This is a genomic window from Ideonella dechloratans, assembly GCF_021049305.1.
GTDB lineage: Bacteria > Pseudomonadota > Gammaproteobacteria > Burkholderiales > Burkholderiaceae_C > Ideonella > Ideonella dechloratans.
In genome coordinates, this window is record NZ_CP088081.1 from 1,998,385 (window position 1) to 2,023,119 (window position 24,735).

The following is a 24,735-nucleotide window of genomic DNA, read 5'->3' on the forward strand; positions in this document are numbered from 1 at the left end:
ACCGACGGGATTCCATGTCCACAGCTCCCAAGCACCTGATGCACTTCGAGGGCGGCAACGCCCTGTCCGCCTTCCGCGCCGCTGCGCTGCTGCCCCGCCTGCAGGCCGCCTGCCCGCGCATCACCGGGGTGACGGCCCGCCACGTGCACTGGGTCTGGAGCGACGGGCCGCTGTCGGCCGAGGCCACGGCCAAGCTGGGCGAATTGCTGAACTACGGCGACCCGGCGCAGGGTGACGACGGCACCCTGGTGCTGACCATGCCGCGCCTGGGCACGGTCTCGCCCTGGGCCTCCAAGGCCACCGACATCGCCCACAACTGCGGCCTGGCCATCCACCGGGTCGAGCGCGTCACCGAATACCGGCTGCAGCTCAAGAGCGGGCTGGTGAGCAGCCTGACCGGCGGCGCCAAGCCGCTGAGCACCGAGGAGATGCAGGCCTGCGCGCTGCTGCTGCACGACCGCATGACCGAGAGCGTGGCCTTCGAGCGCGAGGCCGCGGCCCACCTGTTCGACGAGAAACCGGCCGAGCCCTTGGCCCATGTGGACGTGCTGGGCCAGGGCCGCGCGGCACTGGAGGCCGCCAACACCACCTTCGGCCTGGCGCTGTCGGACGACGAGATCGACTACCTGGTGAAGGCTTTCACCGGCCTGCAGCGCAACCCGACGGACGTCGAGCTGATGATGTTCGCCCAGGCCAACAGCGAGCACTGCCGGCACAAGATCTTCAACGCCGAATTCGTCATCGACGGCCAGAAGCAGCCACTGTCGATGTTCGGCATGATCCGCAACACCGAGAAGCTCAACCCGCAGCACACCATCATCGCTTACAACGACAACGCGGCGGTGATGGAAGGCGGCCCGGTGCAACGCTGGCTGCCCGAGGGCTACCTGGACGCGCCCAAGTACGGCGTCAAGGCCGAGACGGCCCATGTGCTGATGAAGGTGGAGACCCACAACCACCCGACGGCCATCTCCCCGTTCCCGGGCGCCTCCACCGGCGCGGGCGGCGAGATCCGCGACGAGGGCGCGACCGGCCGCGGCGCCAAGCCCAAGGCCGGCCTGACCGGCTTCAGCGTCTCCAACCTGCACCTGCCGGACACCGCCGAGCCCTGGGAAGCCCAGCCCTACGGCAAGCCCGAGCACATCGCCAGCCCGCTGCAGATCATGACCGAGGGCCCGCTGGGCGGCGCGGCCTTCAACAACGAGTTCGGCCGTCCCAACCTGGGCGGCTACTTCCGCGTCTACGAGCAGACGGTGGGCGAGGGCGCGCAGGCCATCCGCCGCGGCTACCACAAGCCCATCATGATCGCCGGTGGCATCGGCATGATCAGCGACGGCCAGACCAAGAAGCTGCCCTTCGGCGCCGGCACCCTGCTGGTGCAGCTGGGCGGCCCGGGCATGCGCATCGGCATGGGCGGCGGCGCCGCCAGCTCGATGGCCGCGGGCACCAACACCGCCGCGCTGGACTTCGACAGCGTGCAGCGCGGCAACCCCGAGATCCAGCGCCGTGCGCAGGAGGTCATCAACCACTGCTGGACGCTGGGCGAGGGCAACCCCATCCTGGCCATCCACGACGTGGGCGCCGGTGGCATCTCCAACGCCTTCCCCGAGCTGGTGGATGGCGCCGAGAAGGGCGCGCGCTTCGATCTGCGCCAGGTGCCGCTGGAGGAGTCCGGCCTGGCGCCCAAGGAGATCTGGTGCAACGAGAGCCAGGAGCGCTATACCCTGGCGGTGGACCCGGCCAAGCTGGACGCCTTCGATGCCATGTGCCGCCGCGAACGCTGCCCTTATGCGGTGGTGGGCGTGGCCACCGACGCGCCCGAGCTGATCCTCGAGGATGGTCCGGGCGGCGAGCGCGTGATCGACATGCCCATGGACGTGCTGCTGGGCAAGCCGCCCAAGATGCAGCGCGACGTGAAGCGGGTGGCACGCCAGCTGGCGCCGCTGGACCTGACCGGCGTGTCGCTCGCCGATGCTGCCCGCAACGTGCTGCGCCACCCCACGGTGGCCAGCAAGCGCTTCCTGATCGCCATCGGCGACCGCACCGTGGGTGGCCTGAACCACCGCGACCAGATGGTCGGCCCCTGGCAGGTGCCGGTGGCCGACTGCGCCGTGACGCTGGCCGACTTTGCCGGGTTCCGCGGCGAGGCCATGAGCATGGGCGAGCGCACGCCGCTGGCCGCGCTGGACGCCCCGGCCTCCGGCCGCATGGCCGTGGCCGAGGCCATCACCAACCTGCTGGCCGCGCCCTTCGAGCTGTCACGCGTCAAGCTCAGCTGCAACTGGATGGCCGCCTGCGGCGAGCCGGGCGAGGATGCCGCCCTCTATGAAACGGTCAAGGCCGTGGGCATGGACCTGTGCCCGGCCCTGGGCGTGAGCGTGCCGGTGGGCAAGGACAGCCTGTCCATGCGCACCCGCTGGAGCGAGGACGGCCAGACCAAGCAGGTCGTGGCGCCGGTGTCGCTGATCGTCTCGGCCTTCGTGACGCTGGACGATGTGCGCGGCACCCTGACCCCGCAACTGCAGGACGGTGACACCACCCTGATTCTGGTGGACCTGGGCAACGCCAAGCGCCGCATGGGGGGCTCCATCCTGGCGCAGACGCTGCAGCAGTTCGGCGACGCGGTGCCCGACCTGGACGACCCCGCCCAGCTCAAGGCTCTGGTGGCCGCCGTCAATCAGTTGCGCACGGAAGGCAAGCTGCTGGCCTACCACGACCGCTCCGACGGCGGCCTGTGGGCGGCGGCCTGCGAGATGGCCTTTGCCGGCCAGCGCGGTGTCAGCCTGAACGTGGACATGCTGGTCTTCGAAGGCGACGGCATCAGCGACAGCCGGGCCGACACCGGCGACGCCAAGAACTGGGCCACCCAGGTCAGCGGCCGCCGCGACGAGCTGACCCTGCAGGCCCTGTTCAACGAGGAACTCGGCGCCCTGCTGCAGGTGAAGACCGCCGACCGCGACGCGGTGCTGGCCACGCTGCGCGCGCACGGCCTGTCCACCTGCAGCCATGTGGTGGGCAAGCCCAACGACAAGGGTGTGGTCGAAGTCTGGCGCGACGCCAAGAGCCAGTTCTCGGCCCCGCTGTCCGAACTGCAGCAGATCTGGGACGAGGTGAGCTGGCGCATCGCCCGCCTGCGCGACAACCCGGTCTGCGCCGACCAGGAACATGCCGCCGCTGGCAGCGAAGACCCCGGCCTGCATCTGGCCCTGAGCTTCGACCCGGCCGAGGACGTGGCCGCGCCCTACATCGCCAAGGCCCGACCCAAGGTGGCCATCCTGCGCGAGCAGGGCGTGAACAGCCATGTGGAGACCAGCCATGTGTTCGCACTGGCCGGCTTTGATGCGCACGACGTGCACATGAGCGACCTGCAGTCCGGCCGGGTGCCGCTGTCGCAGTTCCAGGGCTTTGTGGCCTGCGGCGGCTTCAGCTACGGCGACACCCTGGGCGCCGGCGAGGGCTGGGCCCGCTCCATCCTGTTCAACCCGGCCCTGGCCGACCAGTTCCAGGCCTTCTTCGGCCGCAGCGACACCTTCGCCCTGGGCATCTGCAACGGTTGCCAGATGATGGCGGCGTTGTCGCCCATCATCCCGGGGGCCGAGGCCTGGCCCAAATTCACCCGCAACAAGAGCGAGCAGTTCGAGGCCCGTCTGGCCCAGGTCGAGGTGCTGGAGAGCCCCTCCATCTTCTTCCAGGGCATGGCCGGCAGCCGCCTTCCCATCGCCACCGCGCACGGCGAGGGCTTTGCCGACTTCTCGCAACGCGGCGACGTCAACCGCGTGCATCAGGCCATGCGTTATGTGGATGGCCGGGGCCAGCCGACCGAGGTCTACCCGTTCAACCCGAACGGCAGCCCGGGTGGCCTGACCTCGGTGACCACGCCGGACGGCCGCTTCACGGTGCTGATGCCGCACCCGGAGCGGGTCTTCCGCAATGTGCTGATGAGCTGGAACGGTGGTGACATCAACGCCTACAGCCCGTGGATGCGCATGTTCCGCAACGCGCGCAAGTGGGTGGGCTGATAGCCGGTTTCAACGTTTCAGCCTCGCAAGGGGAGAAGACAATGCGCAAGCAGTGGATCGGTGCCATGGCCTTGCTGGGGGCCGCAGCGGCGGCTCAGGCGGACATCACCCTGTACCAGGACGACGACTTCCAGGGGCGGGCCGTGGCCTCCTCCGGCGAGATCCCGGATCTGAAGTCCCTCCAGTTCAATGACCAGGCCTCGTCCCTGGTCATCCGGGGCGAGCGCTGGACGCTGTGCAGCGATGCCGGCTTCAAGGGGCAATGCGTCTCCCTGGGGCCGGGGCGCTACCCCTCGCTGAGCGCCATGGGGCTCAATGATCGCCTCTCGTCCCTGCGGCCGGAGGGTGGCAACGGCTGGAACCATGGTGGCTGGCAGGGCGGCGGTTGGGGCGGTGGATGGAACGGCAATGGCTGGGGCCAGGGCGGTGCCGGCACCGTGCTGCTCTACGAGAACGACAACTTCGGTGGACGATCCATCGACCTCAGCCAGGGCATCGACGACCTGCAGCAGCGCGGCTTCAACGACCGGGTGTCCTCGCTGGTCATCCGCCAGGGGCTGTGGGAGTTCTGCAGCGACGCCCACTTCCGCGGCCAGTGCATCACGCTGGGGCCGGGCCGCTATCCCACCATGGGCAGTTGGAACCTCAACGACAAGCTGTCCTCCGTCCGCCGTGTCAATGGCGCCGGCCAGCGCTCGGCGATCGAGCTCTATGAACACGCCAACTTCGGGGGGCGCAGCCTGGATGCCAGCCGCGGCGTGGACGATCTGGGACGAGTCGATTTCAACGACCGGGTGAGTTCGGTCGTCATCCGCTGGGGCCGCTGGGAGCTGTGCAGCGACGCCTATTTCAGCGGTCGCTGCATCACGCTGTCGCCCGGCCAGTATGCAGACCTGAACCGCTGGGACTTCAACGACGTGCTGTCCTCGGTGCGTCCGGCCGGCTGGATGCCTTCGGGCGACTGAACCGCCCAGGCACCGGGGGGCGCCGCCGGGCCGCTCTGTCAGCGGCGTCCGACACGCACGCGCGCCCTTGGCCGATGGTTCACGGCGGCACGTGCTGCGAAGCTGTGGTCATGGTTTCGATGAGGAGAACACCGTGAACACATCTGCAATCGCCCGTTTCGCCACCGCCTCGGCCCTGGGCCTGGCTGCGCTGTCCCTGACCGCTTGTGCCGGCATGAGCCAGCGCAGCAAGGACACGGCGGTGGGGGCCGGCCTGGGAGCCGTGGCCGGCTCGGTCATCACGGGTGGCACCACGGCCGGCGCCATCGGCGGCGCTGTCATCGGTGGCGTGATCGGCCACGAAAACGGCAAGAAGTGACCGCCGCGCGGTCCGTCTCTCAGAGGCTGGCGCCCAGGCGCACGCCCTGGTCGATGGCGCGCTTGGCATCGAGTTCGCCTGCCTCCTGGGCGCCACCGATGATGTGGACACGCACCCCGGCAGCCTCCAGGGGGGCCTGCAGCGCACGCAGCGGCTCCTGGCCAGCGCACAGCACCACGGTGTCCACCTCCAGCCACCGCAGGTTCTCCCGGCGCTCGCCATCGGACACCTGCAGCCCGGGATCCCCGATGCGCTCGTAGTTGACTCCGCCGAGAAAGCGCACACCGCGCTGCTTGAGCGAGGCCCGGTGGATCCAGCCCGTGGTCTTGCCCAGGCTGGCGCCGAGCTTGCCGGGCTTGCGCTGCAGCAGCGTGATGTCCCTCGGTGAGCGGTGTACCGGCAGGGCCTCGGGCTTCAAGCCGCCGCGCGCCAATGCGGGGTCGGTGACCCCCCATTCAGCCAGCCAGGCCTGCAGGTCCAGTGCCGTGGATTTGCCGCTCTGGCTGAGGTACTCGGCCACGTCGAAGCCGATGCCACCGGCGCCGATGATGGCCACCCGGTCGCCCACCGGCGCGCCGCTCAGCACGTCCAGGTAGCTCAGGACCTTGGGATGATCCTGGCCCGGAATGCGCGGGTTGCGGGGCAGCACGCCGGTGGCCAGCACCACCTCGCGGAAGCCGTCATGCACCAGGTGCTCGGGCTGCACGCGTCGGCCCAGGTGCACATAGACACCGGTGACCTCCAGACGCCGCCGCCAGTAGCGCAGCATCTCGTGGAACTCCTCCTTGCCCGGCACCTGCTTGGCCAGGTTGAGTTGGCCGCCGATCTCCTGCCCGCCTTCGAAGAGGTGAACCTCGTGGCCGCGCTCTGCCAGCGTGGTGGCCGCGGCGAGCCCGGCCGGGCCGGCGCCCACCACCGCCAGGAGGCGTGCACTGTGCACCGGCTGGATGCGCAGCGTGGTCTCGTGCCCGGCCCGCGGGTTGACCAGGCAACTCGCCGGCTTGTTGGCGAAGATGTGGTCCAGGCAGGCCTGGTTGCAGGCAATGCAGGTGTTGATCTCGTCGGCCCGGCCTTCGCGGGCCTTGCGCACGAAATCGGGGTCGGCCAGCAGTGGGCGGGCCATCGACACCATGTCCGCATAGCCCTCGGACAACAGCACCTCCCCGGTTTCCGGGGTGTTGATGCGGTTGCTGGTGATCACCGGGATGGTCAGTTCGGCCTTGATCTTCTTGCTCAGCCACGCGAACGCGGCGCGCGGCACGCTGGTGGCAATGGTCGGCACCCTGGCCTCATGCCAGCCGATGCCGGTGTTGATGAGGGTGGCACCGGCCGCCTCCAGGGCCTTGGCCAGTTGGACCACCTCGGCCCAGGTCGAGCCGCCGGGCACCAGGTCGATCATCGACAGGCGGAAGATCAGGGTGAAGTCCGGCCCGACGGCGGCCCGGATGCGCCGCACCACCTCGACCGGAAAGCGCATGCGCTGCTCGTAGGCGCCGCCCCAGGCATCGTCGCGCTGGTTGGTGGCGGCGGCCAGGAACTGGTTGATCAGGTAGCCCTCGCTGCCCATGATCTCCACCCCGTCATAGCCGGCCTCCCGGGCCAGCACGGCGCAGCGCACGAACGCACGGATCTGACGCTCCACGCCCGAACTGCTCAGCCCACGGGGCCGGAAGGGCGAAATGGGTGAGCGCAGCGGGGAGGGCGCCACCGCCAGCGGGTGGTAGCCGTAGCGGCCCGCGTGCAGGATCTGCAGGGCGATCTTGCCGCCCTCGGCATGGACGGCCTCGGTCACCACCCGGTGGCGCCGCACCCCGGCCTGGGAGGCCAGCATGCCGGAGAAAGGCTTGAGCCAACCCACCAGGTTGGGGGCAAAGCCGCCGGTGACCATCAGCCCCACCTCGCCCCGGGCCCGCTCCGCGAAATAGGCGGCCATCCGGCTCAGGTCGCGCCCATCCTCCAGCCCGGTGTGCATGGAGCCCATCAGGACCCGGTTCTTCAGCGTGGTGAACCCCAGATCCAGGGGCTGCAGCAGGTGGGGGTATCGGCTCATCGTGGCGGGGCTGGCGGAGTTCGACAGACAGGGGCAAAGGTGCAGTGTGCACCGTCCGGCCGGCGCACGGTGTCCGCCCCACGCCACATGAACGTCAAACTGAGCCCCGCGGCGGGGGCACCGCCGCTCAGAAGTTGAAGACCTGGACCGAGCGGCGCAGCGCTTCGGTACGGCGGTGCAGGACCTCGACAGCCGCCGCCGTCTGCTCCACCAGCGCCGCATTGGCCTGGGTCATGCGGTCGAGTTCCGCCACCGCCACGTTCACATCGTGCACGCCGGAGGACTGCTCGGCCGTGGCGGCGCTGATCTCGCGGATCATTTCCCCCATGCGCTGCACTTCGGACACGGTGTGGGCGACAGTCTGGCTGGCATCGGCCACCTGGCGGGAGCCGTGCGACACCTGCTCCACGGACTGGCCGATGAGGGTGCGGATCTCGGTGGCCGCCTCGCCGCTGCGGCGGGCCAGTGCGCGCACTTCGCTGGCCACCACGGCAAAGCCGCGGCCCTGTTCGCCGGCACGGGCGGCCTCCACCGCGGCATTCAGGGCCAGGATGTTGGTCTGGAAGGCCAGGCTCTCGATGATCTGGATGAAGCTGGCCACCTTGTGCGAGGCCTGCTCAATCTGGCCGATGGTCGTGCCCACCCGCCCCATGGCCTCGCCGCCCAGCGTCGCGGCCGACGCGGTCTCCAGGCTGTGGTGCTGAACCTGGGCCGCCGTCTGGGCCGTCTGTTGAACCGTGCCGGCCATCTGCTCCATGGATGCGGCGGTACGCTGCACCGCACTGGCCTGGGCCTCCGTGCGGTCGGACAGGTCCTTGCTGCCCTGGGCAATCTCGCCGATGGACTGGGTGGTGCCGGCCACCTCATCGCGGGCGTCACCCATGACCGCGCGCAGGTTCATCTGGATGTGGCTCAACGCCCGGGTCAGACCACTCAAGGGGTGGGGGTGGACCTGCTCGATGGCGGTCACCAGATTGCAGCTGGCCAGGTCGTTGGCGAACTGCTCGGCCTCGTCCATGCGACGCTGGATGCTGCTGTGGAACCAGCGGGCCACACCCGCCATGCCCACCACGGCCACGCCCGCAGCCGCCAGCAGCGGCGCGGATGGCACCAATGCGATGGCGGCCAGCATGGCGGCGGTCGTCACGCCCATGCCCGCGGTCAGGCGCTGGGTCAGGGTGAAGCGGTGCAGCTTGCCCGGCAGGTCCCGCAGCCCCAGTTGACGCACACGGCCCGCATGCAGCTTGAAGGTTTGGTGGCCACTCTCTCGCTCCTGCGCCATCTTGGCGTACAGGGCCTCTGCGGCCTGGATCTGGTCGGGCTGCGCTTTTTCCCGTACCGACATGTAGCCCTGGGGCTTGCCCCCCTTCATGATGGGCACCACATGGGCCACGACCCAGTAATGGTCGCCATTCTTGCGGCGGTTCTTGACCACGCCGGACCAGGGACGCCCACGGCCGATCGTCGCCCACATGTCCTTGAAGGCTTCCGGCGGCATGTCCGGGTGGCGGATCAGGTTGTGCGGCTGCTGGATCAGCTCTTCGTAGCTGTAGCCGCTGACCTCTGCGAACGCACGGTTGCAGTGGGTGATGCGGCCCTGCACATCGGTGGTGGACACCAGCATGGTGTTGTCCGCCATCGCGTACTGCTTCTGGGTCACGGGCAGGTTGACGCGCATCTCTTCAGACTCCCGGTGAACGCGATTCAAAGACCGCCACGACGCATAGGCGTGCGGCAGCTTCCACTGTACGAGGCCGACTGGGGGCGCCAAGATGCAATAAGCTGTCGGGATTCCCCGCAATTTCCTCACAGGCCACCATGTCCTTGCCGGACGACACCCAGCGCAGGCTGACCGATCTGGAGGTGAAGTTCAGCTTCACCGAAGACCTGCTCGAACACCTCAATGTCACCGTGGCGAAGCAGCAGGAGCAGATCGACCTGCTGTTGCGCGAGCTGCTGCAACTGCGTCGCCAATCCGGTGGTGACGAGGCTCCGACCTTCCGCAGCCTGCGCGACGAGATCCCCCCTCACTATTGAACCCGGGATGCGGTGGCGGGGCGCAGCATCCGCCCGCCACTGCAGGCCGGATGGCACCCATGCCCATCAACCAGAAACACACCTGGAACCTGAGCTACTGGTTCATTGCCGCGCTGATGCTGCTCACGCTGCAGGACCTGTGGCAGAGCGCCCGCGAAGTCGAGGCCGTGCCCTACAGCGCCTTCGAGCAGGCGCTGGCCGACGGCAAGATCGCCGAGGTCCAGGTGACGGACCGGCAGCTCACCGGCAAGCTCAAGACCCCGCAGGGCAGCAAGCTGCTGCTGGTGACCAACCGGGTGGAACCCGACATCGCCGAGCGCCTGGACCGCTACCACGTGCCCTACAGCCGGGTGATCGAGAGCACGCTGCTGCGCGACCTGCTGTCCTGGATCGTGCCCGCGGCGGTGTTCTTCGGCCTGTGGTTCTTCGTGTTCCGGCGCTTTGCCGACAAGGCCGGCGGCGGCCTGGGCGGCTTCATGTCCATCGGCAAGAGCCGGGCCAAGGTCTATGTGCAGACCGATACCGGCGTGACCTTTGCCGATGTGGCCGGGGTGGACGAGGCCCGGGCCGAACTGGCCGAGGTGGTGGAGTTCCTCAAGCACCCGGCAGACTTCGGCCGCCTGGGCGCCCATGTGCCCAAGGGCGTGCTGCTGGTCGGACCGCCGGGCACCGGCAAAACCCTGCTGGCCCGCGCCGTGGCCGGCGAAGCGGCGGTGCCGTTCTTCTCGATCTCCGGCAGCGAGTTCGTCGAGATGTTCGTCGGCGTGGGCGCCGCCCGGGTGCGCGACCTCTTCGAACAGGCCCGCGCCCAGGCCCCGGCCATCATCTTCATCGACGAGCTCGATGCCCTGGGCCGCGCCCGCGGCGCCTTTCCCGGCCTGGGCGGGCACGACGAGAAGGAGCAGACCCTCAACCAGCTGCTGGTCGAGATGGACGGTTTCGACGCCAAGACCGGGCTGATCATCCTGGCCGCCACCAACCGGCCGGAGATCCTGGACCCGGCCCTGCTGCGGGCCGGCCGCTTCGACCGCCAGGTGCTGGTGGACCGGCCGGACAAGAAGGGGCGGTTGGACATCCTGAAGGTGCATGTGCGCAAGGTCACGCTGGCGCCGGACCTCAAGCTCGACGAGGTGGCGGCGCTGACGCCGGGCTTCTCGGGCGCCGACCTGGCCAATCTGGTGAACGAGGCGGCCCTGGTGGCCACCCGCCGCCGGGCCAGCCAGGTGACGCTGGACGACTTCACCGCCGCGGTGGAACGCATCGTCGCCGGGCTGGAAAAGCGCAACCGCCTGCTCAATCCGAAGGAGCGGCAGACGGTGGCGGTGCACGAGATGGGCCACACCCTGGTGGCCCTGGCCCAGCCGGGCACGGACCCGGTGCACAAGGTCAGCATCATCCCGCGCGGCATCGGCTCGCTGGGCTACACCATCCAGCGGCCCACCGAGGACCGCTACCTGATGACCAAGGCCGAGCTCGAACGCAAGATGGCGGTGCTGCTGGGCGGCCGGGCGGCCGAGATGCTGGTCTTCGGCGAGCTCTCCACCGGTGCCTCGGACGACCTGGCCAAGGCCACCGACCTGGCCCGCGAAATGGTGATGCGCTACGGCATGGACGCCGAACTGGGCTTCGTCGCCTACGAATCGCCGCGCAACCGCATGCTCGAAGGCGGGGAGGGCGCCGTGCCGGAAGCGGCGGCCGCCCATGTGTCGGAGCAGACCCAGGAGCGCATTGACCAGTCCATCCGGGCCCTGGTGATGGGGGCCTTCGACCGGGCCACGGCGCTGCTGACCACCCATCGCGCCATCCTGGACCAGGGCGCGGCTGAACTGCTGCAGCACGAGACCCTGGACGAGCCGGCGCTGCGCCGGCTCACGGCGGGCCTGACACCGACGGCGGCCTGAGGCCGGACGGACTCAGCGCGCCGGGTGTGGGGCCGGCCGGGTCTTGTAGAACTGGATCGGCACGCCTTCGCGGGCAGCCTGCTTCTCGGCCGCGCGGGCCTGATGGAGCACGTTCTTCTTCATCCGGCCCACCACGTGCATCTCGCAGGGCTTGCAGTCGAAGCGCAGGGTCAGCACCTCGTCACCGTTCTGGATGGTCAGCGGCTCGGCCCGCACCGTGCCCTGCACGCCGGTCACGCCCTTGGCCTGCTTGGGGCACAGGCTCAGCGAGAAGCGCACGCAGTGCTTGGTGATCATCAGGCTGGCGTCGCCCAGGGCTTCGTGGCTTTCGTAGGCCGCCTCGATGATCTTCACGCCGTGCCGGGCATAGAAGTCGCGCGCCTTCTGGTTGTAGACATTGGCCAGGTAGCTCAGCGTGTCCTCGGGGTAGGGCACCGGCGGTTCCGCCGGCGCGCGGCGCTGCAACCGTTCCCGGCAGGCTTCGCGTTCGGTCTCCAGCGCCGCGATGGCGTCCCGGCGCAGCGCGTTGAGCGCCGCGGCCGGCAGAAACCAGGGCTGGCGCAAGGCCAGGGTGATCTCCCGTGCAGCGAAGATGGTCGTACCCAGCTTGGCCAGGCCTTCGCGCAGGGCGGCCTCGGCCCGCTCCGGCTGCTGGGCCGCCTCGTGGGCATGGGCCAGTTCCACCCGCGCATGGTGGCCGTCCTCGTCGGTGACCGACAGCGCGAAGCCTTCCCGCGTCTCCTCCAAATGAAGATCCACCGCCACGCGCCGGTCGCTGCTCTTCTTGCGCAGCAGCCGGTCCCAGGCCATGTCGCGGTTGCGCATCAGCACGGTGCCGCGGCGCAGGTCCTTCAGCTCGGACAGCGGGTCCTTGGGCACCACCCGGAAGCGCCTCCCGCTGGCATCCAGCGGCTCGGCCGTGTTGACTGGCACACCGCGCAGTTCCTGCTGCAGGTCGAACCAGGTGATCGCGTCACCGTTGTTGAGCGGGCCGACGCCTTCGTCGAGTTCCACCTCCAGGTGGTCCACACCGACGCGGATGACGTGGCCCAGCGGCAGGCCGGCATGCTTGGGGGTGTCGAAGGCGCCGATGTCCTGCTGGCGCCCCTGCACGAAGTAGTCGGTGCTGCCGCGGTTGAAGTTGCGGTCCGGGTCCGGCGTGAACAGGAAGGTGGTGCGGCCGCTGGAGGCGCGGCTCAGCCCCGGGCGGCCCTCCAGCACCTCGTCGAGCAGTTGGCGGTAGTGGGCGGTGATGTTCTTCACATAGCCCATGTCCTTGTAGCGCCCCTCGATCTTGAAGCTGCGCACCCCGGCATCCACCAGCGCGGCCAGGTTGGCCGACTGGTTGTTGTCCTTCATCGAGAGCACATGCTTCTCGTGCGCCACGATGCGCCCCTGGTCGTCGGTGACCGTCCAGGGCAGGCGGCAGGCCTGGGAGCAATCGCCCCGGTTGGCGCTGCGACCGGTCTGGGCATGGCTGACATAGCACTGGCCGGAATAGGCCACGCACAGGGCGCCATGCACAAAGAATTCCACCACCGTGTCCGCCGGCAACGCCTGGGCCACCGCCTGGATCTGCGGCAGCGTCAGTTCCCGGGCCAGCACGATCTGCGAAAAGCCCGAATTGGCCAGGAAGGCCGCCTTTTCGGGCGTGCGGATGTCGCACTGGGTGCTGGCGTGGAGCTGGATGGGGGGCAGGTCCAGCTCCAGCAGACCCATGTCCTGGATGATCAGGGCATCCACCCCGGCCTCGTGGACCTGCCAGGCCATGCGGCGGGCCGGCTCCAGTTCATCGTCGCGCAGGATGGTGTTGAGCGTGACGAAAATCTTGCTGCCGAAGCGGTGGGCATGGGCCACCAGCCGCTCGATGTCCTCGATCGGGTTGCCGGCCGACGCCCGTGCACCAAAACCGGGCCCGCCGATGTAAACCGCATCCGCCCCGTGGTTGACCGCCTCGATGCCGATCTCGGCATCCCGGGCAGGGGAGAGCAGTTCAAGCTGGCGGGTGCGGGCAGGCTGGATCATGGGCCGGCATGGTAGCGGGTCGGGCGTCTTGTCCTCCCGGGAGGGGACGCACTCCTCAATTCCGTGATGGTTGTCACCGTGGACCTCCCCTCATTCTTGGGGGATGGCACTTTCTGTCCCAGAGGACCGGGGCGCATACTTTGTACGACTCGTTACACAAGCCCAAGCGCTGGCGCTGAGGTTTGTTTTTGCATGAGGCTTTCATGATCAATATCAAGACCCTGCATATCTCAGCCGGACGACGTTGGGCGCGAGCCATGAGCGTCATGGCGCTGGCCTTTGTCGGTGCAGGGGCCCATGCCGGTTCCGAAGTTCAGGTCAGCACCACCAACATCATCGACTACGAGTTCGACTGGGGCCGCGATGGCGTCGACTGCCCCAGTTGCAACCAGGGGGCCGGCAATTCCCGGCTAGCCTATGTGGACAACAACAAGCAGCTATGGGTCGCTGCGGTGGATCCTGCCACGGGCAACTTCCTGCCTGCCAACGGCATGGGGCAGCTGGTGGACAGCCGCGCCGCGCCTGCGCCAATCTACCTCAATGGCCCGGAATGGGTGCGATCGGCCCTGGGGTCGCAGATCGTCTTCACCCGCTACCAGCCAGGCATGATCCCATCGAACCAGTCTGCGGGGCTGGCCACAGCCACGGACAACGGCAGCGGCGGCTGGTCTGTGGCCATGCTGGGCTCGAGCCTGGGCAAGGTGAACCCCATGGGCTCGACCGACCCGACCGACGCGCAGCCGACGATCCACTACCAGAATACCTCCACCTCCTACGCCTTCAGCCGGGTGGAGAACATTCCCAGCAGCGAACTGCCGATCACCGTGAGCGGTCAGGGGGATGCCAGCTCCTTCCGGCGTTCCGTGGACGGCATGAACAAGATCGTGGTGTCGGGCAAGGCCAGCAACGGCTATTACCAGATCTTCCTGCATGACCCGGCCACCGGCGTCAGCGAGCAGATCACCCACGAGAAGAACAACCTGAAGGGGGCGGTGATGTGGCGGGCGCCCGACTACGAGGGCGACTACGTGATGGCGGCGGTCCAGAACGGGGTGTCCATCGTCGTCTACCGGCGCACGGCCAACGGCGATGGCAGCTTCACCTGGAACAAGATCATCAAGCGTCAGTTGCCGTCGGCCACGCCCTATGTCTGGTCGCCCGATTTCTTCATCCACAACGGCAAGTCGTACGTGTTCTTCCAGATGAACACCTCCCCCAACTGGAACGACTACACCAAGCCTAATCTGCTGGCAATGATCGGCATCCTTGACAGCAACTCCAGCATCCAGAAGCTGGTGGCCAGCGGCGCCAAGTCACGCGCCCGGACGGACCCGGAGTACTTCATCACGGCACAGGGCCCGTTCATTTACTACAACCGCTACACCTACGACGGCAGCACCCTGAAGTCCGAAGGCATCTGGCGGGTGGACACCGGTCTGGGCCCGGCTGTTGCGCCCATGCTCAATCAGCAGCCCCGCTGAAAACTCATGTCTCCGGCCACCACAGACATCCACAGCAACAGCATAGGGCCGGATTTCGGCCTGGCTTTCCTGCGGGTCCGGGCCGCAACACGCAGCGGCCACGGTGGCATGGCCTTCAAGGCAGCAGACTCCGGCATAGGGGAGGGCCCTCTCCGCATATACGCGGATAGGAGATTTCCCTGCACTTGCCTAGCATCACTTCATGCCTGCGGACAGCGGGGGTCTGCGGGGAACGTTCAGGTGCACTCGGCATGATCCATCCTGACAGCGCGCAGCTTGCGACAGAAACACCGGCAGAAGGTGTGGCGGCCAGAGAGCCTGCCGACCCCTTGTTCGGCATCACCGAGCTGTGCCGGGAGTTCGGCATCACGCTGCGGGCCATCCGCTTCTATGAAGACAAGGGACTGCTGCAGCCGCGGCGCATCAATGGCTCGCGCGTGTACAGCCAGCGTGACCGTGCCCGACTGATGCTCATCCTGCGCTCCAAGTCGCTGGGGGCGTCCCTGGCCCAGATCCGTCACTACCTGGATCTGTACGACGCCCCCGAGCTGAACGAGGTCTCCAGCCTGCGGGCCGCCGAGGATGAACTCCAACAGACCCTCACGGATCTGGAGCGTCAGCAGGCCGACATCGGCGCCACACTGGCCGAACTGCGTCACATCCAGCAGCAGGTGCAGCAACGCCTGGGGGCGAGCACCTAGCTCGGCTGGCGAGCGGCGGGGGTCTCCCCCGCAGGCCCCTGGAACAACGAGATTGCCGTGCGCGCCACCTGCCGCGTGTCCAGCCAAGCGTAAACACCCACGCCTGCTGCACCCACCAGGGGCATCCAGCGAGAAGCACCGCGCCGCGCCACCTTCTGCGTCAGCTTCAACCCGATGGCCTGGGCGGCCCGGCGCAGCACGGCACCCGAAGCCTCCTGCACCAGCCAGCGGTCGGTCGCCCGGGCCAGCACATCCCGCACCGCCTGTGCCGCCGCGTGTCTGAACAGGCAGTACAGCATCTGCTCTCGCGTGGGGGCGTGTCGCGCCCCGTACAGCGCGGCGATGTCGGACACCATCTGCGCCTGGATGCGCCAGACGGCCAGCAGTTCGGGCAGGATGGTCAACCACCCTGCGGGGCCCGTGGGCAGCGCCAGCCCCCCCGCGGCCAGTGCCGCCTTGGTCGAGGCCACCCGCATGACGCGACCCGCGGCCGCGCGCGGCGCATCGCTGGCCTCCTCCCGGGTGGGGGGCACCTGCGCCACCAGATTCAGAATGGCGTCGGCCAGCTTGTCGCTGACTGAGAATGATCCTTCACCCATGGCTGGACTCGCACCTCCCGGTTGATGGATTCTCGCAACAGCCCGGAGTTCCGAGGGCGACCGTGCAATCCCGCAACAGTCGCTCAAAGGAGTCGGGCTATCGTGATGCCCGTGCCAAGTTCGACTTCATCCTCCAGACCCGCCAACCGTTTCGATCGGCTGGACGCGTTGCGCGGTGTGGCCATCCTCTGGATGGCCGGCTTCCATTTCAGTTTCGATCTCAACCACTACGGCCTGCTGACGCCCGTTCAGCACTTCCTGAGCGATCCCTTCTGGACCCTGCAGCGCACCGGCATCGTCTCGCTGTTCCTGCTGTGCGCAGGCCTGGGGCAGGCGGTGGCCCTGGAGGTCGGGCAGGGTTGGCGGCGCTTCTGGCGACGTTGGGCGCAGGTGGCCGGTTGCGCCGTCCTGGTGTCCGCCGGGTCCGCCATGATGTTCCCGCAGAGCTGGATCAGCTTCGGCGTGCTGCACGGCATCGCGGCGATGCTGCTGTTCACCCGGCTGGCCGTGCCCGCGCTGCAGCGTGCAACCGGTGCCGCTGCGGTCCCGCTGCTGTTCGTCCTGGGAGGGCTGGCCTGGTTCGCACCGGTCTGGCTGCAGCATCCCTTCTTCAACAGCCGCTGGTGGAACTGGACCGGTCTGGTCACCCGCCTGCCGTACACCGAAGACTACGTGCCCGTGCTGCCCTGGCTGGGTGTGATGCTTGCCGGCGTGGCCCTGGGCCTGCTGCTGCTGAGGCACCGGCGCGGCTGGCTCGCCGGCCCGGTGCCGGGCGTTCTGCAGCCCCTGGCCCGTCTGGGGCGCTGGTCACTCACCTTCTACATGCTGCACCAACCGGTGCTGATCGGCGGACTGTTGGCCTGGCTGGCCTTCGTGCGCGTCTGAAGGGCCGCCCGGCAAGCTGTTAGGCTAGCGGCCTTGCCGGCGGCGCAGCTGCCGCCTGGCGCCAGCTTCGGAGCCCCCGTGCGGGCTGATTGCTCATGTCCTCCCAACGCGTTCTCTACGGCTTCCATGCCGTCACCGTGCGGCTCAAGACCGCCCCCGAATCCATCACCGAGCTCCACATCGACGCCAGGCGCCGGGATGCCCGCATGCGCGGCTTCCTCGAGAGAGCGCGCGAAGCCGGCATCACCGTGGTCGAGAGCGACGACGAGCGCCTGAGCAAGATGTCCGGCGGCCCGCGCCACCAGGGCGTGGTGGCCCGCGTCACCGCGCTCAAGCCACGTCACTCGCTGGACGAGGTGCTGGAAGAGGTGGAAGCCGCTGGCGAAGACACGGCCTTGGTGCTGGTGCTCGACGGCGTGACCGACCCGCACAACCTGGGCGCCTGCCTGCGGGTGTGCGATGGCGCGGGCGCGCATGCCGTCGTGGCGCCCACCGACCATGCTGTGGGCATCAACGCCACGGTGGCCAAGGTGGCCTCGGGCGCGGCCGAAACCGTCCCCTATCTGATGGTGACCAACCTGGCCCGCGCCCTGGGCGAGATGAAGGAGCGCGGGGTGCGCATCATCGGCACCAGCGACGACGCCGAACACACCCTCTACGACCTGGACCTGACCGGACCGGTGGCCCTGGTGCTGGGGGCCGAGGACAAGGGCATGCGGCAGCTCACCCGCAAGACCTGCGACGCGCTGGTCAGCATCCCCATGGCCGGAGCGGTGGAAAGCCTCAACGTCTCGGTCGCGGCAGCCGTGTGCCTGTACGAGGCCCGCCGACAGCGCCGCGCAGCAGCCGCGGCGGCCGGTGAGGGCGAGGACGGCCTACACTGAGGGCTGTTGTTCACCACTGGATACCGTCTGTCATGCCTGTCATCGCCGTTGCCCACCCGCTGGTCCGTCACAAAGTCGGTCTGCTGCGTGAAGCGGACATCTCGACCAAGAAGTTCCGCGAGCTGACCGGCGAAGTGGCCCGCCTGCTGGCCTACGAGGCCACCTCGGACTTTCCGCTGGAGAAGGTGACCATCAACTGCTGGAGCGGCCCCACCGAGGTGGACCAGATCGCCGGCCGCAAGGTCACGGTGGTGCCCATCCTGCGTGCCGGCCTGGGCATGCTCGACGGCGTGCTCGACATGATCCCCAACGCCAAGATCAGCGTGGTGGGTCTGGCCCGTGACCACGAGACCCTGCAGCCGGTGCACTACTTCGAGAAGTTCGTCGGCCAGCTCGACCAGCGCACCGCCCTGATCGTCGACCCCATGCTGGCCACCGCCGGCTCGATGATCGCCACCATCGACCTGCTCAAGCGCCGCGGCTGCAAGGACATACGGGCGCTGGTGATGGTGGCCGCCCCCGAGGGCATCGCCGCTCTGGAGAAGGCCCATCCGGACGTGCGCTGCTGGACGGCCGCCGTCGACAGCCACCTCAACGAGGATGGCTACATCATCCCGGGCCTGGGCGACGCCGGCGACAAGATCTTCGGCACCAAGGACGAAACCACCCGCTGAAGCGGCCCTGGGCTGCGCCAGGCCGGGCTTCAGACCCAGCCGAGGATGCCGGCCAGGGCGCCGATGGCAATCAGCCAGACCGGCGACACCCGGGTGCGCCAGCTCAACAGCAGGCTGCCGCCCATCAGCAGCAGGGCCACGGGCTGGTCCCGCAGGGGCTGGACGAGCAGGGCGCCCGACACGATCAGCAGGCCCAGCGTCACCGGCACCATGCCGGCAATGAAGGCCTTCACGCCACGGCTCTCCCGGTGCCTGGCCCCCCAGCGGGTCACGGCCAGGGTCAGGGCCGTGCTGGGCAGCAGCATGCCCAACAAGGCGGCCATGGCGCCCGGCAGGCCGCCCGCGGCATAGCCCACCACCGGGATGAACATCAGGTTCGGCCCGGGCGAGGCCTGGGCCAAGGCCACGGACGAGGTGAAATCGGCGCTGCTGAGCCACCCCTGGTCCACCACCACGTAGCGCTGCAGCTCCGGCGCCGTGGCCATCGCGCCGCCGATGGCCAGCAGCGACAGCATCAGGCAGTGCAGAAACAGCGCCCACAGGCCGGCGGCATCCAGCATCCCCGTCATGGCGAAGGCTCCTGGCGAGAGGCCACCGGACGCGCGCCCAGAAAGCGCCAGGCCATGGCGCAGGACACCCCGCCCACCAGGGCGATCACCAGCACCAGCGGCCAACGCCACCAGCCGGTGGCCAGCACCACAGCCAGGGTCACCAGCATCCAGCGGGCCCGCCCCAGGGGGCTGCGGCGCAGCGCCGGCAGGAGCTTCAGCGCAATGGCCATGACCAGGCCGGCCGACACCGCCCCCATGCCACGCACGGCACCGGCCACCGCCGGATGGGCCGCGAACTGCTGGTAGAGCGCCGCGGCCACCAGCACCAGCACCAGCGGCATCAGCAGCATGCCGGTCATGGCGGCCAGGGCGCCCCGCAGGCCGAAATAGCGGTCGCCCACCATCAGCGACAGATTGACCACATTGGGCCCGGGCAGCACCTGGCCGATCGACAGCAGTTCGGCGAACTCCTCGACCGTCAGCCAGCCCAGGCGCTCGACCAGTTCGCGCTGCGCGATGGGCAACACGCCACCGAAGCCCATCAGCGACAGGCGGGAAAAGGCCAGGAACAGGTGCAGGCTGGACTGCGGGCGGGCACCGGGGCAGTGGGCCTGCGCGCCTGCGCTCAACGCAGCACCTTCAGTGCATCGGGGTTGATGATGTTGGTGGGCGTGCCGGCGCAGAAATTGGCCACGTTCTCGAAGGCCTCGGAGAAGTACTGCTCGTAGTTGTCCTGCTCGACGTAGCCGATGTGCGGCGTGCACACCGCGTTCTCCAGCCGCAGCAGCGGGTGGCCCTGCAGGATGGGCTCGCTCTCGAACACATCCACCGCCGCCATGCCGGGCCGGCCACGGTTGAGGGCGGCCACCAGCGCGGTGTCCTGCACCAGCTCGGCGCGCGAGGTGTTCACGAACAGGGCCGTGGGCTTCATGCGGCTCAGATCGTCCAGCGTCACCACATGGCGGGTCTGGTCCGACAGGCGCAGGTGCACGCTCAGCACATCGCTCTCCGCAAACAGCGCCTCACGGCTGTCGAAGACGGTCCAGCCATCGGCCCGGGCGCGCTCGCGGCTCTCGTCGCTGGCCCAGAAGCGCACATCCATGCCGAAGGCGCGGCCATAGCCGGCCACGATGCTGCCGATCTTGCCGTAACCCCAGATGCCCAGCACCCGGCCACGCAGCTGCACGCCCAGCCCGAAGTTGGGCGGCATGGAGGCCGATTTCAGACCCGACTGCTGCCAAGCGCCATGCTTGAGGTTGCCGATGTACTGCGGCAGGCGGCGCATGGCCGCCATGATCAGCGCCCAGGTCAGTTCGGCCGGGGCATAAGGCGAGCCATGGCCCTCGGCCACGGCGATGCCCAGCCGCGTGCAGGCCTCGACGTCGATGTGGGAGCCCACGCGGCCCGTCTGGGCGATCAGCCTGAGCTTGGGAAGCTTCTCGAGCAGGGCGCGGGGAAACTGCGTGCGCTCCCGGATGGCCACCAGGACTTCCGCGTCCCGCAGCCGGACGGACAACTGCCCCAGCCCCTTGACGGTGTTGGTGAACACCTTGGCGTTGAGGTGGGCCAGCTTGTCCGCGCAGCGGAGCTTGCGCACCGCGTCCTGGTAGTCGTCGAGGATGATGATGTTCACCCTCGGGATTGTGCCCTGAGGCCGGCCTGTGCCGGCAAGCAACTGTCAGTTCCGACAGCTCAGCGCCAGGCTTGCAGCGCCGTGTCCACCGAGGATTGGAAGGTCCAGGCTTGCTGGCGTGCGCCCGGGCGAATGGAGGTGGTGGAGCGGCCGCGCACCTGGTCGATCAGGGCGTCCAGGCTGCGATACAGGTCCGCACGCAGCCCGCGCGACCCGGCGTCGTCGTGCCGCAGCACGGACAGCACCGGCCCGCGCAGCAGCCACAGGTCCAGCGGCTCATGGGCCTGGCGCACCTGCTGGCGCAGCCAGTCGCCCTTGCGCCCCTTGATCGGTGCCACCGCCTTGAGAAACACCTGTTTCATCTCGACAAAGCCGCGCCGGGCCGCCAGGCGGGCAGCGCGGTCGGCCGGCAGCCCGAAGTCCGAGGGCTCGAACTCGCTGTCGCTCACGTCGTTGTCGAACTCGAAGGCCTCGCTCGGCAGCGTGTCGGCGAAGGCAAGGCTGCTCACGTCAGAGGAAAAGACTGGAATGGGCATGATGCTCGCTCGTCGTGGCGTGACCCATGGCACGGGTCGGGAAATGTCGGTTCACCCGGGCCAGCCGGCGGTCGGCCTCGGCCTGGTCCAGATGGAAGGCAATCAGTTGGTACAGCGCGGAGCGCAGGTGCCAGAGCTCGCGCAGCGAGGGGCTGTAGCCGGCCCGCAGACGCAGGTCCTGGACGGCATCGCCGTGCAGGTCGCGCATGGCGGCGCAGAAGTCCCGGCGGGCCTGCTCCAGGGGGCTGGCCGGACGATCGGACGGGACCAGGCGCTGGCGCAGGATCGGCCAGATCGACTCGGAGACGGGTTCGGCCTCCGCCTCCTCGACCTGCGTCGAGGCGGGCGGCTGGATTTCCATGCGCCACGACGTGACCGCTGCCGCGGCACGGCGCCGGAACCATCGATCGAACCAAGGAGTGGCGGTCATGCCTGAAATGTCGGAACGAGCCCAGGGAACATGAGGGGATTTTTCAGGCAAGCCCCTGTCGGCAATGGCGGGAAAAGGGGGATCCCTGGGGCTCTCTTCGCTGCCGCATGGGTCAGTCCGCCGGCCGCAATGCCCTGGCCGACCAGGGGCGTCCTCCCATGTCATCACGCCCGGGCGTCGACGGGCGTAAGCTCGGCCCATGCCGCGTCGGTGAGGCCGGCCGGTCGGAAACTGATTCAGAACAAGGAGCCACCTCGATGAGCAGTCTGTCCGCTTCTCCCGCTTCGCACCCCTTTGCCAAGACCCTGGACACCTTCAAGACGGCGTCCGGCAAGTCCGGGCGCTTCTATTCGCTGCCCAAGCTGGCGCGACAGTTCCCGAACGTGAAGCGGCTGCCGGTGTCCTTGCGCATCGTGCTGGAGGCGGTGCTGCGGCAGTGCGACGGGCAGCGCGTGACCCGCGAGCATGTGCAGCAACTGGCCCAGTGGCAGCCGAACGCCCCGCGCAACGAGGAAATCCCCTTCGTCGTGGCCCGGGTGGTGCTGCAGGACTTCACCGGCGTGCCGCTGCTGGCCGACTTGGCCGCCATGCGCAACGTGGCCGCCGAGCTGGGCAAGCCGCCCAGCGCCATCGAGCCCCTGGTGCCGGTGGACCTGGTGGTCGACCACTCGGTGATGATCGACTACTTCGGCAGCAAGAAGGCGCTGGACCTGAACATGAAGCTGGAGTTCGAGCGCAACCGCGAGCGCTACGAATTCATGAAGTGGGGCATGCAGGCCTTCGACACCTTCGGCGTCGTGCCGCCGGGCTTCGGCATCGTCCACCAGGTCAACCTGGAATACCTGGCCCGCGGCGTGCACAAGACCGGCCCCAAGGGTGACAAGCTCTACTACCCGGACACCCTGGTGGGCACCGACAGCCACACCACGATGATCAACGGCATCGGCGTGGTGGGCTGGGGCGTGGGCGGCATCGAGGCCGAGGCCGGCATGCTGGGCCAGCCGGTCTACTTCCTGACCCCGGACGTGGTGGGCGTGCACCTGACCGGCCGGCTGCGCGAAGGCGTCACCGCCACCGACCTGGTGCTCACCATCACCGAGTTGCTGCGCAAGCAGAAGGTGGTGGGCAAGTTCGTCGAGTTCTTCGGCGAGGGCACGGCCAGCCTGACGGTACCCGACCGCGCCACCCTGGCCAACATGGCCCCGGAATACGGCGCCACCATGGGCTTCTTCCCGGTGGACGAGCGCACGCTGGACTACTTCCAGGGCACAGGCCGCAAGAAAGGCGAGATCGAGGCGCTGGAGGCCTATTTCCGTGCCCAGGGCCTCTTTGGCGTGCCAGGCGAGGGCGAGATCGACTATTCCGAGGTAGTGACGCTGGACCTGGAGACCGTCGCCCCCTCGCTGGCCGGCCCCAAGCGCCCGCAGGACCGCATCGAGATCACCCACCTGTCCAGCCGCTTCAACGAGCTGTTCACCGCCCCGGCCAGCGCCAACGGCTTCAACCAGCCGGCCGAGAAGCTGGACCAGACCTTCAACACCAGCGACGGCACCGCGCTGCACAACGGCGACGTGCTGATCGCCGCCATCACCTCCTGCACCAACACCTCCAACCCCAGCGTGATGCTGGCGGCCGGCCTGCTGGCCAAGAAGGCGGTGGAGGCGGGCCTGACGGTGGCGCCGCACATCAAGACCTCGCTGGCCCCGGGCTCGCGCATCGTCACCGATTACCTGACCCGCACCGGCCTGCTTCCGTACCTGGAGAAGCTGGGCTTCAATGTGGCGGCCTACGGCTGCACCACCTGCATCGGCAATGCCGGCGACCTGACCGCGCCGATCAACGAGGCCATCACCAGCAACGACCTGGTGGCCTGCGCGGTGCTGTCGGGCAACCGCAACTTCGAGGCCCGCATCCACCCGCTGATCAAGGCCAACTTCCTGGCCTCGCCGCCGCTGGTGGTGGCCTACGCCATCGCCGGCAATGTCCGCAAGGACCTGATGACCCAGCCGCTGGGCCAGGGCAAGAAGGGCAAGGATGTGTATCTGGGTGACATCTGGCCCAGCAGTGAAGAGGTCGACAAGCTGCTGCGCCAGGCCATGCGGCCCAAGACCTTCCGCGAGAACTACGAGCAGGTGGGCGCCAAGCCGGGCAAGCTCTGGGAGCAGATCCAGGGCAGCACCGGGGAGGTCTACCCCTGGCCCACCAGCGGCTACATCGCCCGCCCGCCCTTCTTCGACGGCTTCGAGCAGACGCCCACCCCGCGTGAAGCCACGGTGCAGGGCGCCCGCATCATGGCGCTGTTCGGTGATTCGATCACCACCGACCACATCTCGCCGGCCGGCTCGATCAAGCCCGATTCCCCGGCCGGCCGTTACCTGCAGGCACTGGGCGTCAAGCCGGTGGACTTCAACAGCTACGGCTCACGCCGGGGCAACCACGAGGTGATGATGCGCGGCACCTTTGCCAACGTGCGCATCAAGAACCTGATGCTGCCGCCCACCGAAGACGGCAGCCGGGTGGAAGGTGGCTACACGTTGATGCAACTGCCCGGCGAGACCCAGGGCCAGCGCATGGCCATCTACGACGCCGCCATGGCCTACCAGGCCGCCGGCGTGCCCACGGTTATCTTCGCGGGTGAGGAGTACGGCACCGGCTCCAGCCGCGACTGGGCGGCCAAGGGCACCCGGCTGCAGGGCATCCGCGCGGTGGTGGCGCGCAGCTTCGAGCGCATCCACCGCAGCAACCTGGTGGGCATGGGCGTGCTGCCACTGCAGTTCCAGGGCAGCGACAGCTGGTCCTCGCTGGGTCTGACGGGCAGCGAGGTGATCGACATCCGCATCGAGGGCGAACTGCTGCCGCAGCGCAACGCCACCCTGGTCATCCACCGGGCCGATGGCAGCACGCAGGAGGTGACGCTGACGCTGCGCATCGACACCCCGATCGAGGTGGAGTACTACCGCCACGGCGGCATCCTGCCCTACGTGCTGCGGCAACTGCTGGCCTGAG

At 68.6% G+C, this 24,735-nt stretch carries 20 protein-coding genes; 11 read left to right on the forward strand and 9 right to left on the reverse strand.

What is annotated here, in order from left to right; translation table 11 throughout:
- Window positions 1–14: 14 nt before the first annotated feature.
- From purL to LRM40_RS09290, 3 genes are all read left to right on the forward strand, one after another.
- The gene (purL, locus tag LRM40_RS09280; protein WP_151122872.1) at window positions 15–4,019 is read left to right on the forward strand and encodes a phosphoribosylformylglycinamidine synthase; all 4,005 of its coding nucleotides are present in this window, start codon (window positions 15–17) and stop codon (window positions 4,017–4,019) included.
- Window positions 4,020–4,060: 41 nt separating this feature from the next.
- On the forward strand, window positions 4,061–4,984 hold the full coding sequence (locus LRM40_RS09285; protein ID WP_151122875.1) for a beta/gamma crystallin family protein: 924 nt from the start codon (window positions 4,061–4,063) through the stop codon (window positions 4,982–4,984).
- A gap of 133 nt (window positions 4,985–5,117) precedes the next feature.
- Window positions 5,118–5,342 (forward strand): YMGG-like glycine zipper-containing protein, encoded by a 225-nt coding sequence (locus LRM40_RS09290; RefSeq protein ID WP_231067485.1) that lies wholly within the window; start codon window positions 5,118–5,120, stop codon window positions 5,340–5,342.
- Window positions 5,343–5,361: 19 nt separating this feature from the next.
- On the opposite strand, the gene LRM40_RS09295 is transcribed toward LRM40_RS09290, so the two are convergent.
- Window positions 5,362–7,392: an oxidoreductase gene (locus tag LRM40_RS09295; protein ID WP_151122877.1), complete on the reverse strand. Its 2,031-nt coding sequence runs from the start codon at window positions 7,390–7,392 to the stop codon at window positions 5,362–5,364.
- Window positions 7,393–7,519: 127 nt separating this feature from the next.
- Window positions 7,520–9,070: a methyl-accepting chemotaxis protein gene (locus LRM40_RS09300; protein ID WP_151122879.1), complete on the reverse strand. Its 1,551-nt coding sequence runs from the start codon at window positions 9,068–9,070 to the stop codon at window positions 7,520–7,522.
- 140 nt (window positions 9,071–9,210) lie between these two features.
- Here LRM40_RS09300 and LRM40_RS09305 point away from each other — a divergent pair, with 140 nt between their 5' ends.
- Window positions 9,211–9,429, forward strand: coding sequence for a SlyX family protein (locus LRM40_RS09305; RefSeq protein WP_151122881.1), 219 nt, complete (start codon window positions 9,211–9,213; stop codon window positions 9,427–9,429).
- A 59-nt stretch (window positions 9,430–9,488) separates the two neighbouring features.
- Window positions 9,489–11,330, forward strand: a complete 1,842-nt coding sequence (gene ftsH / locus LRM40_RS09310) for an ATP-dependent zinc metalloprotease FtsH (RefSeq protein ID WP_375138548.1) — start codon at window positions 9,489–9,491, stop codon at window positions 11,328–11,330.
- Between the two features lie 12 nt (window positions 11,331–11,342).
- On the opposite strand, the gene LRM40_RS09315 is transcribed toward ftsH, so the two are convergent.
- Window positions 11,343–13,355 (reverse strand): peptidase U32 family protein, encoded by a 2,013-nt coding sequence (locus LRM40_RS09315; RefSeq protein ID WP_151122884.1) that lies wholly within the window; start codon window positions 13,353–13,355, stop codon window positions 11,343–11,345.
- A gap of 257 nt (window positions 13,356–13,612) precedes the next feature.
- On the opposite strand from LRM40_RS09315, the gene LRM40_RS09320 reads away from it, so the two are divergent.
- Window positions 13,613–14,836 carry a hypothetical protein gene (locus LRM40_RS09320; RefSeq protein WP_151122886.1) on the forward strand — a complete coding sequence of 408 codons (1,224 nt, stop codon included), beginning with the start codon at window positions 13,613–13,615 and terminating at the stop codon, window positions 14,834–14,836.
- Between the two features lie 329 nt (window positions 14,837–15,165).
- A complete protein-coding gene (locus LRM40_RS09325; protein WP_231067486.1) occupies window positions 15,166–15,537 on the forward strand; it encodes a MerR family transcriptional regulator in 372 nt (123 codons plus the stop codon).
- Here LRM40_RS09325 and LRM40_RS09330 read toward each other — a convergent pair.
- A complete protein-coding gene (locus LRM40_RS09330) occupies window positions 15,534–16,136 on the reverse strand; it encodes an EcsC family protein (RefSeq protein WP_151122891.1) in 603 nt (200 codons plus the stop codon). The two genes, LRM40_RS09325 and LRM40_RS09330, sit on opposite strands and share 4 nt — an antisense overlap.
- Before the next feature lie 105 nt (window positions 16,137–16,241).
- On the opposite strand from LRM40_RS09330, the gene LRM40_RS09335 reads away from it, so the two are divergent.
- The 3 genes from LRM40_RS09335 (at window position 16,242) to upp (ending at window position 18,579) form a co-directional block, all read left to right on the forward strand.
- Window positions 16,242–17,021 carry a heparan-alpha-glucosaminide N-acetyltransferase gene (locus LRM40_RS09335; protein WP_151123064.1) on the forward strand — a complete coding sequence of 260 codons (780 nt, stop codon included), beginning with the start codon at window positions 16,242–16,244 and terminating at the stop codon, window positions 17,019–17,021.
- Window positions 17,022–17,116: 95 nt separating this feature from the next.
- On the forward strand, window positions 17,117–17,905 hold the full coding sequence (rlmB, locus tag LRM40_RS09340) for a 23S rRNA (guanosine(2251)-2'-O)-methyltransferase RlmB (RefSeq protein ID WP_151122893.1): 789 nt from the start codon (window positions 17,117–17,119) through the stop codon (window positions 17,903–17,905).
- 32 nt (window positions 17,906–17,937) lie between these two features.
- Window positions 17,938–18,579, forward strand: coding sequence for a uracil phosphoribosyltransferase (gene upp, locus LRM40_RS09345; protein WP_151122896.1), 642 nt, complete (start codon window positions 17,938–17,940; stop codon window positions 18,577–18,579).
- A 29-nt stretch (window positions 18,580–18,608) separates the two neighbouring features.
- Here the strand turns inward: upp and LRM40_RS09350 are convergent, their stop codons facing one another.
- The 5 genes from LRM40_RS09350 to LRM40_RS09370 are packed head-to-tail and all read right to left on the reverse strand — an operon-like array spanning window position 18,609 to window position 21,729.
- The gene (locus LRM40_RS09350) at window positions 18,609–19,148 is read right to left on the reverse strand and encodes a chromate transporter (protein WP_211372939.1); all 540 of its coding nucleotides are present in this window, start codon (window positions 19,146–19,148) and stop codon (window positions 18,609–18,611) included.
- Window positions 19,145–19,759: a chromate transporter gene (locus LRM40_RS09355; protein WP_231067487.1), complete on the reverse strand. Its 615-nt coding sequence runs from the start codon at window positions 19,757–19,759 to the stop codon at window positions 19,145–19,147. Before LRM40_RS09355 ends, LRM40_RS09350 begins: the two co-directional genes overlap by 4 nt.
- The gene (locus LRM40_RS09360; protein WP_151122899.1) at window positions 19,756–20,763 is read right to left on the reverse strand and encodes a D-2-hydroxyacid dehydrogenase family protein; all 1,008 of its coding nucleotides are present in this window, start codon (window positions 20,761–20,763) and stop codon (window positions 19,756–19,758) included. Before LRM40_RS09360 ends, LRM40_RS09355 begins: the two co-directional genes overlap by 4 nt.
- A 59-nt stretch (window positions 20,764–20,822) precedes the next feature.
- Window positions 20,823–21,299 (reverse strand): hypothetical protein, encoded by a 477-nt coding sequence (locus tag LRM40_RS09365; protein WP_231067488.1) that lies wholly within the window; start codon window positions 21,297–21,299, stop codon window positions 20,823–20,825.
- The gene (locus LRM40_RS09370; RefSeq protein ID WP_151122903.1) at window positions 21,274–21,729 is read right to left on the reverse strand and encodes a hypothetical protein; all 456 of its coding nucleotides are present in this window, start codon (window positions 21,727–21,729) and stop codon (window positions 21,274–21,276) included. Before LRM40_RS09370 ends, LRM40_RS09365 begins: the two co-directional genes overlap by 26 nt.
- Window positions 21,730–21,986: 257 nt before the next feature.
- Here LRM40_RS09370 and acnA point away from each other — a divergent pair, with 257 nt between their 5' ends.
- The gene (gene acnA, locus LRM40_RS09375; protein ID WP_151122906.1) at window positions 21,987–24,734 is read left to right on the forward strand and encodes an aconitate hydratase AcnA; all 2,748 of its coding nucleotides are present in this window, start codon (window positions 21,987–21,989) and stop codon (window positions 24,732–24,734) included.
- Window position 24,735: the final 1 nt, after the last annotated feature.

Bases quoted from the DNA above. Each gene is read 5' to 3' on its own strand.
- purL (WP_151122872.1), top strand. From the start codon at position 15: ATGTCCACAGCTCCCAAGCACCTGATGCACTTCGAGGGCGGCAACGCC.
- LRM40_RS09285 (WP_151122875.1), top strand. From the start codon at position 4,061: ATGCGCAAGCAGTGGATCGGTGCCATGGCCTTGCTGGGGGCCGCAGCG.
- LRM40_RS09295 (WP_151122877.1), bottom strand. From the start codon at position 7,392: ATGAGCCGATACCCCCACCTGCTGCAGCCCCTGGATCTGGGGTTCACC.
- LRM40_RS09300 (WP_151122879.1), bottom strand. From the start codon at position 9,070: ATGCGCGTCAACCTGCCCGTGACCCAGAAGCAGTACGCGATGGCGGAC.
- LRM40_RS09305 (WP_151122881.1), top strand. From the start codon at position 9,211: ATGTCCTTGCCGGACGACACCCAGCGCAGGCTGACCGATCTGGAGGTG.
- ftsH (WP_375138548.1), top strand. From the start codon at position 9,489: ATGCCCATCAACCAGAAACACACCTGGAACCTGAGCTACTGGTTCATT.
- LRM40_RS09315 (WP_151122884.1), bottom strand. From the start codon at position 13,355: ATGATCCAGCCTGCCCGCACCCGCCAGCTTGAACTGCTCTCCCCTGCC.
- LRM40_RS09320 (WP_151122886.1), top strand. From the start codon at position 13,613: ATGAGCGTCATGGCGCTGGCCTTTGTCGGTGCAGGGGCCCATGCCGGT.
- LRM40_RS09330 (WP_151122891.1), bottom strand. From the start codon at position 16,136: ATGGGTGAAGGATCATTCTCAGTCAGCGACAAGCTGGCCGACGCCATT.
- LRM40_RS09335 (WP_151123064.1), top strand. From the start codon at position 16,242: ATGCCCGTGCCAAGTTCGACTTCATCCTCCAGACCCGCCAACCGTTTC.
- rlmB (WP_151122893.1), top strand. From the start codon at position 17,117: ATGTCCTCCCAACGCGTTCTCTACGGCTTCCATGCCGTCACCGTGCGG.
- upp (WP_151122896.1), top strand. From the start codon at position 17,938: ATGCCTGTCATCGCCGTTGCCCACCCGCTGGTCCGTCACAAAGTCGGT.
- LRM40_RS09350 (WP_211372939.1), bottom strand. From the start codon at position 19,148: ATGACGGGGATGCTGGATGCCGCCGGCCTGTGGGCGCTGTTTCTGCAC.
- LRM40_RS09365 (WP_231067488.1), bottom strand. From the start codon at position 21,299: ATGCCCATTCCAGTCTTTTCCTCTGACGTGAGCAGCCTTGCCTTCGCC.
- LRM40_RS09370 (WP_151122903.1), bottom strand. From the start codon at position 21,729: ATGACCGCCACTCCTTGGTTCGATCGATGGTTCCGGCGCCGTGCCGCG.
- acnA (WP_151122906.1), top strand. From the start codon at position 21,987: ATGAGCAGTCTGTCCGCTTCTCCCGCTTCGCACCCCTTTGCCAAGACC.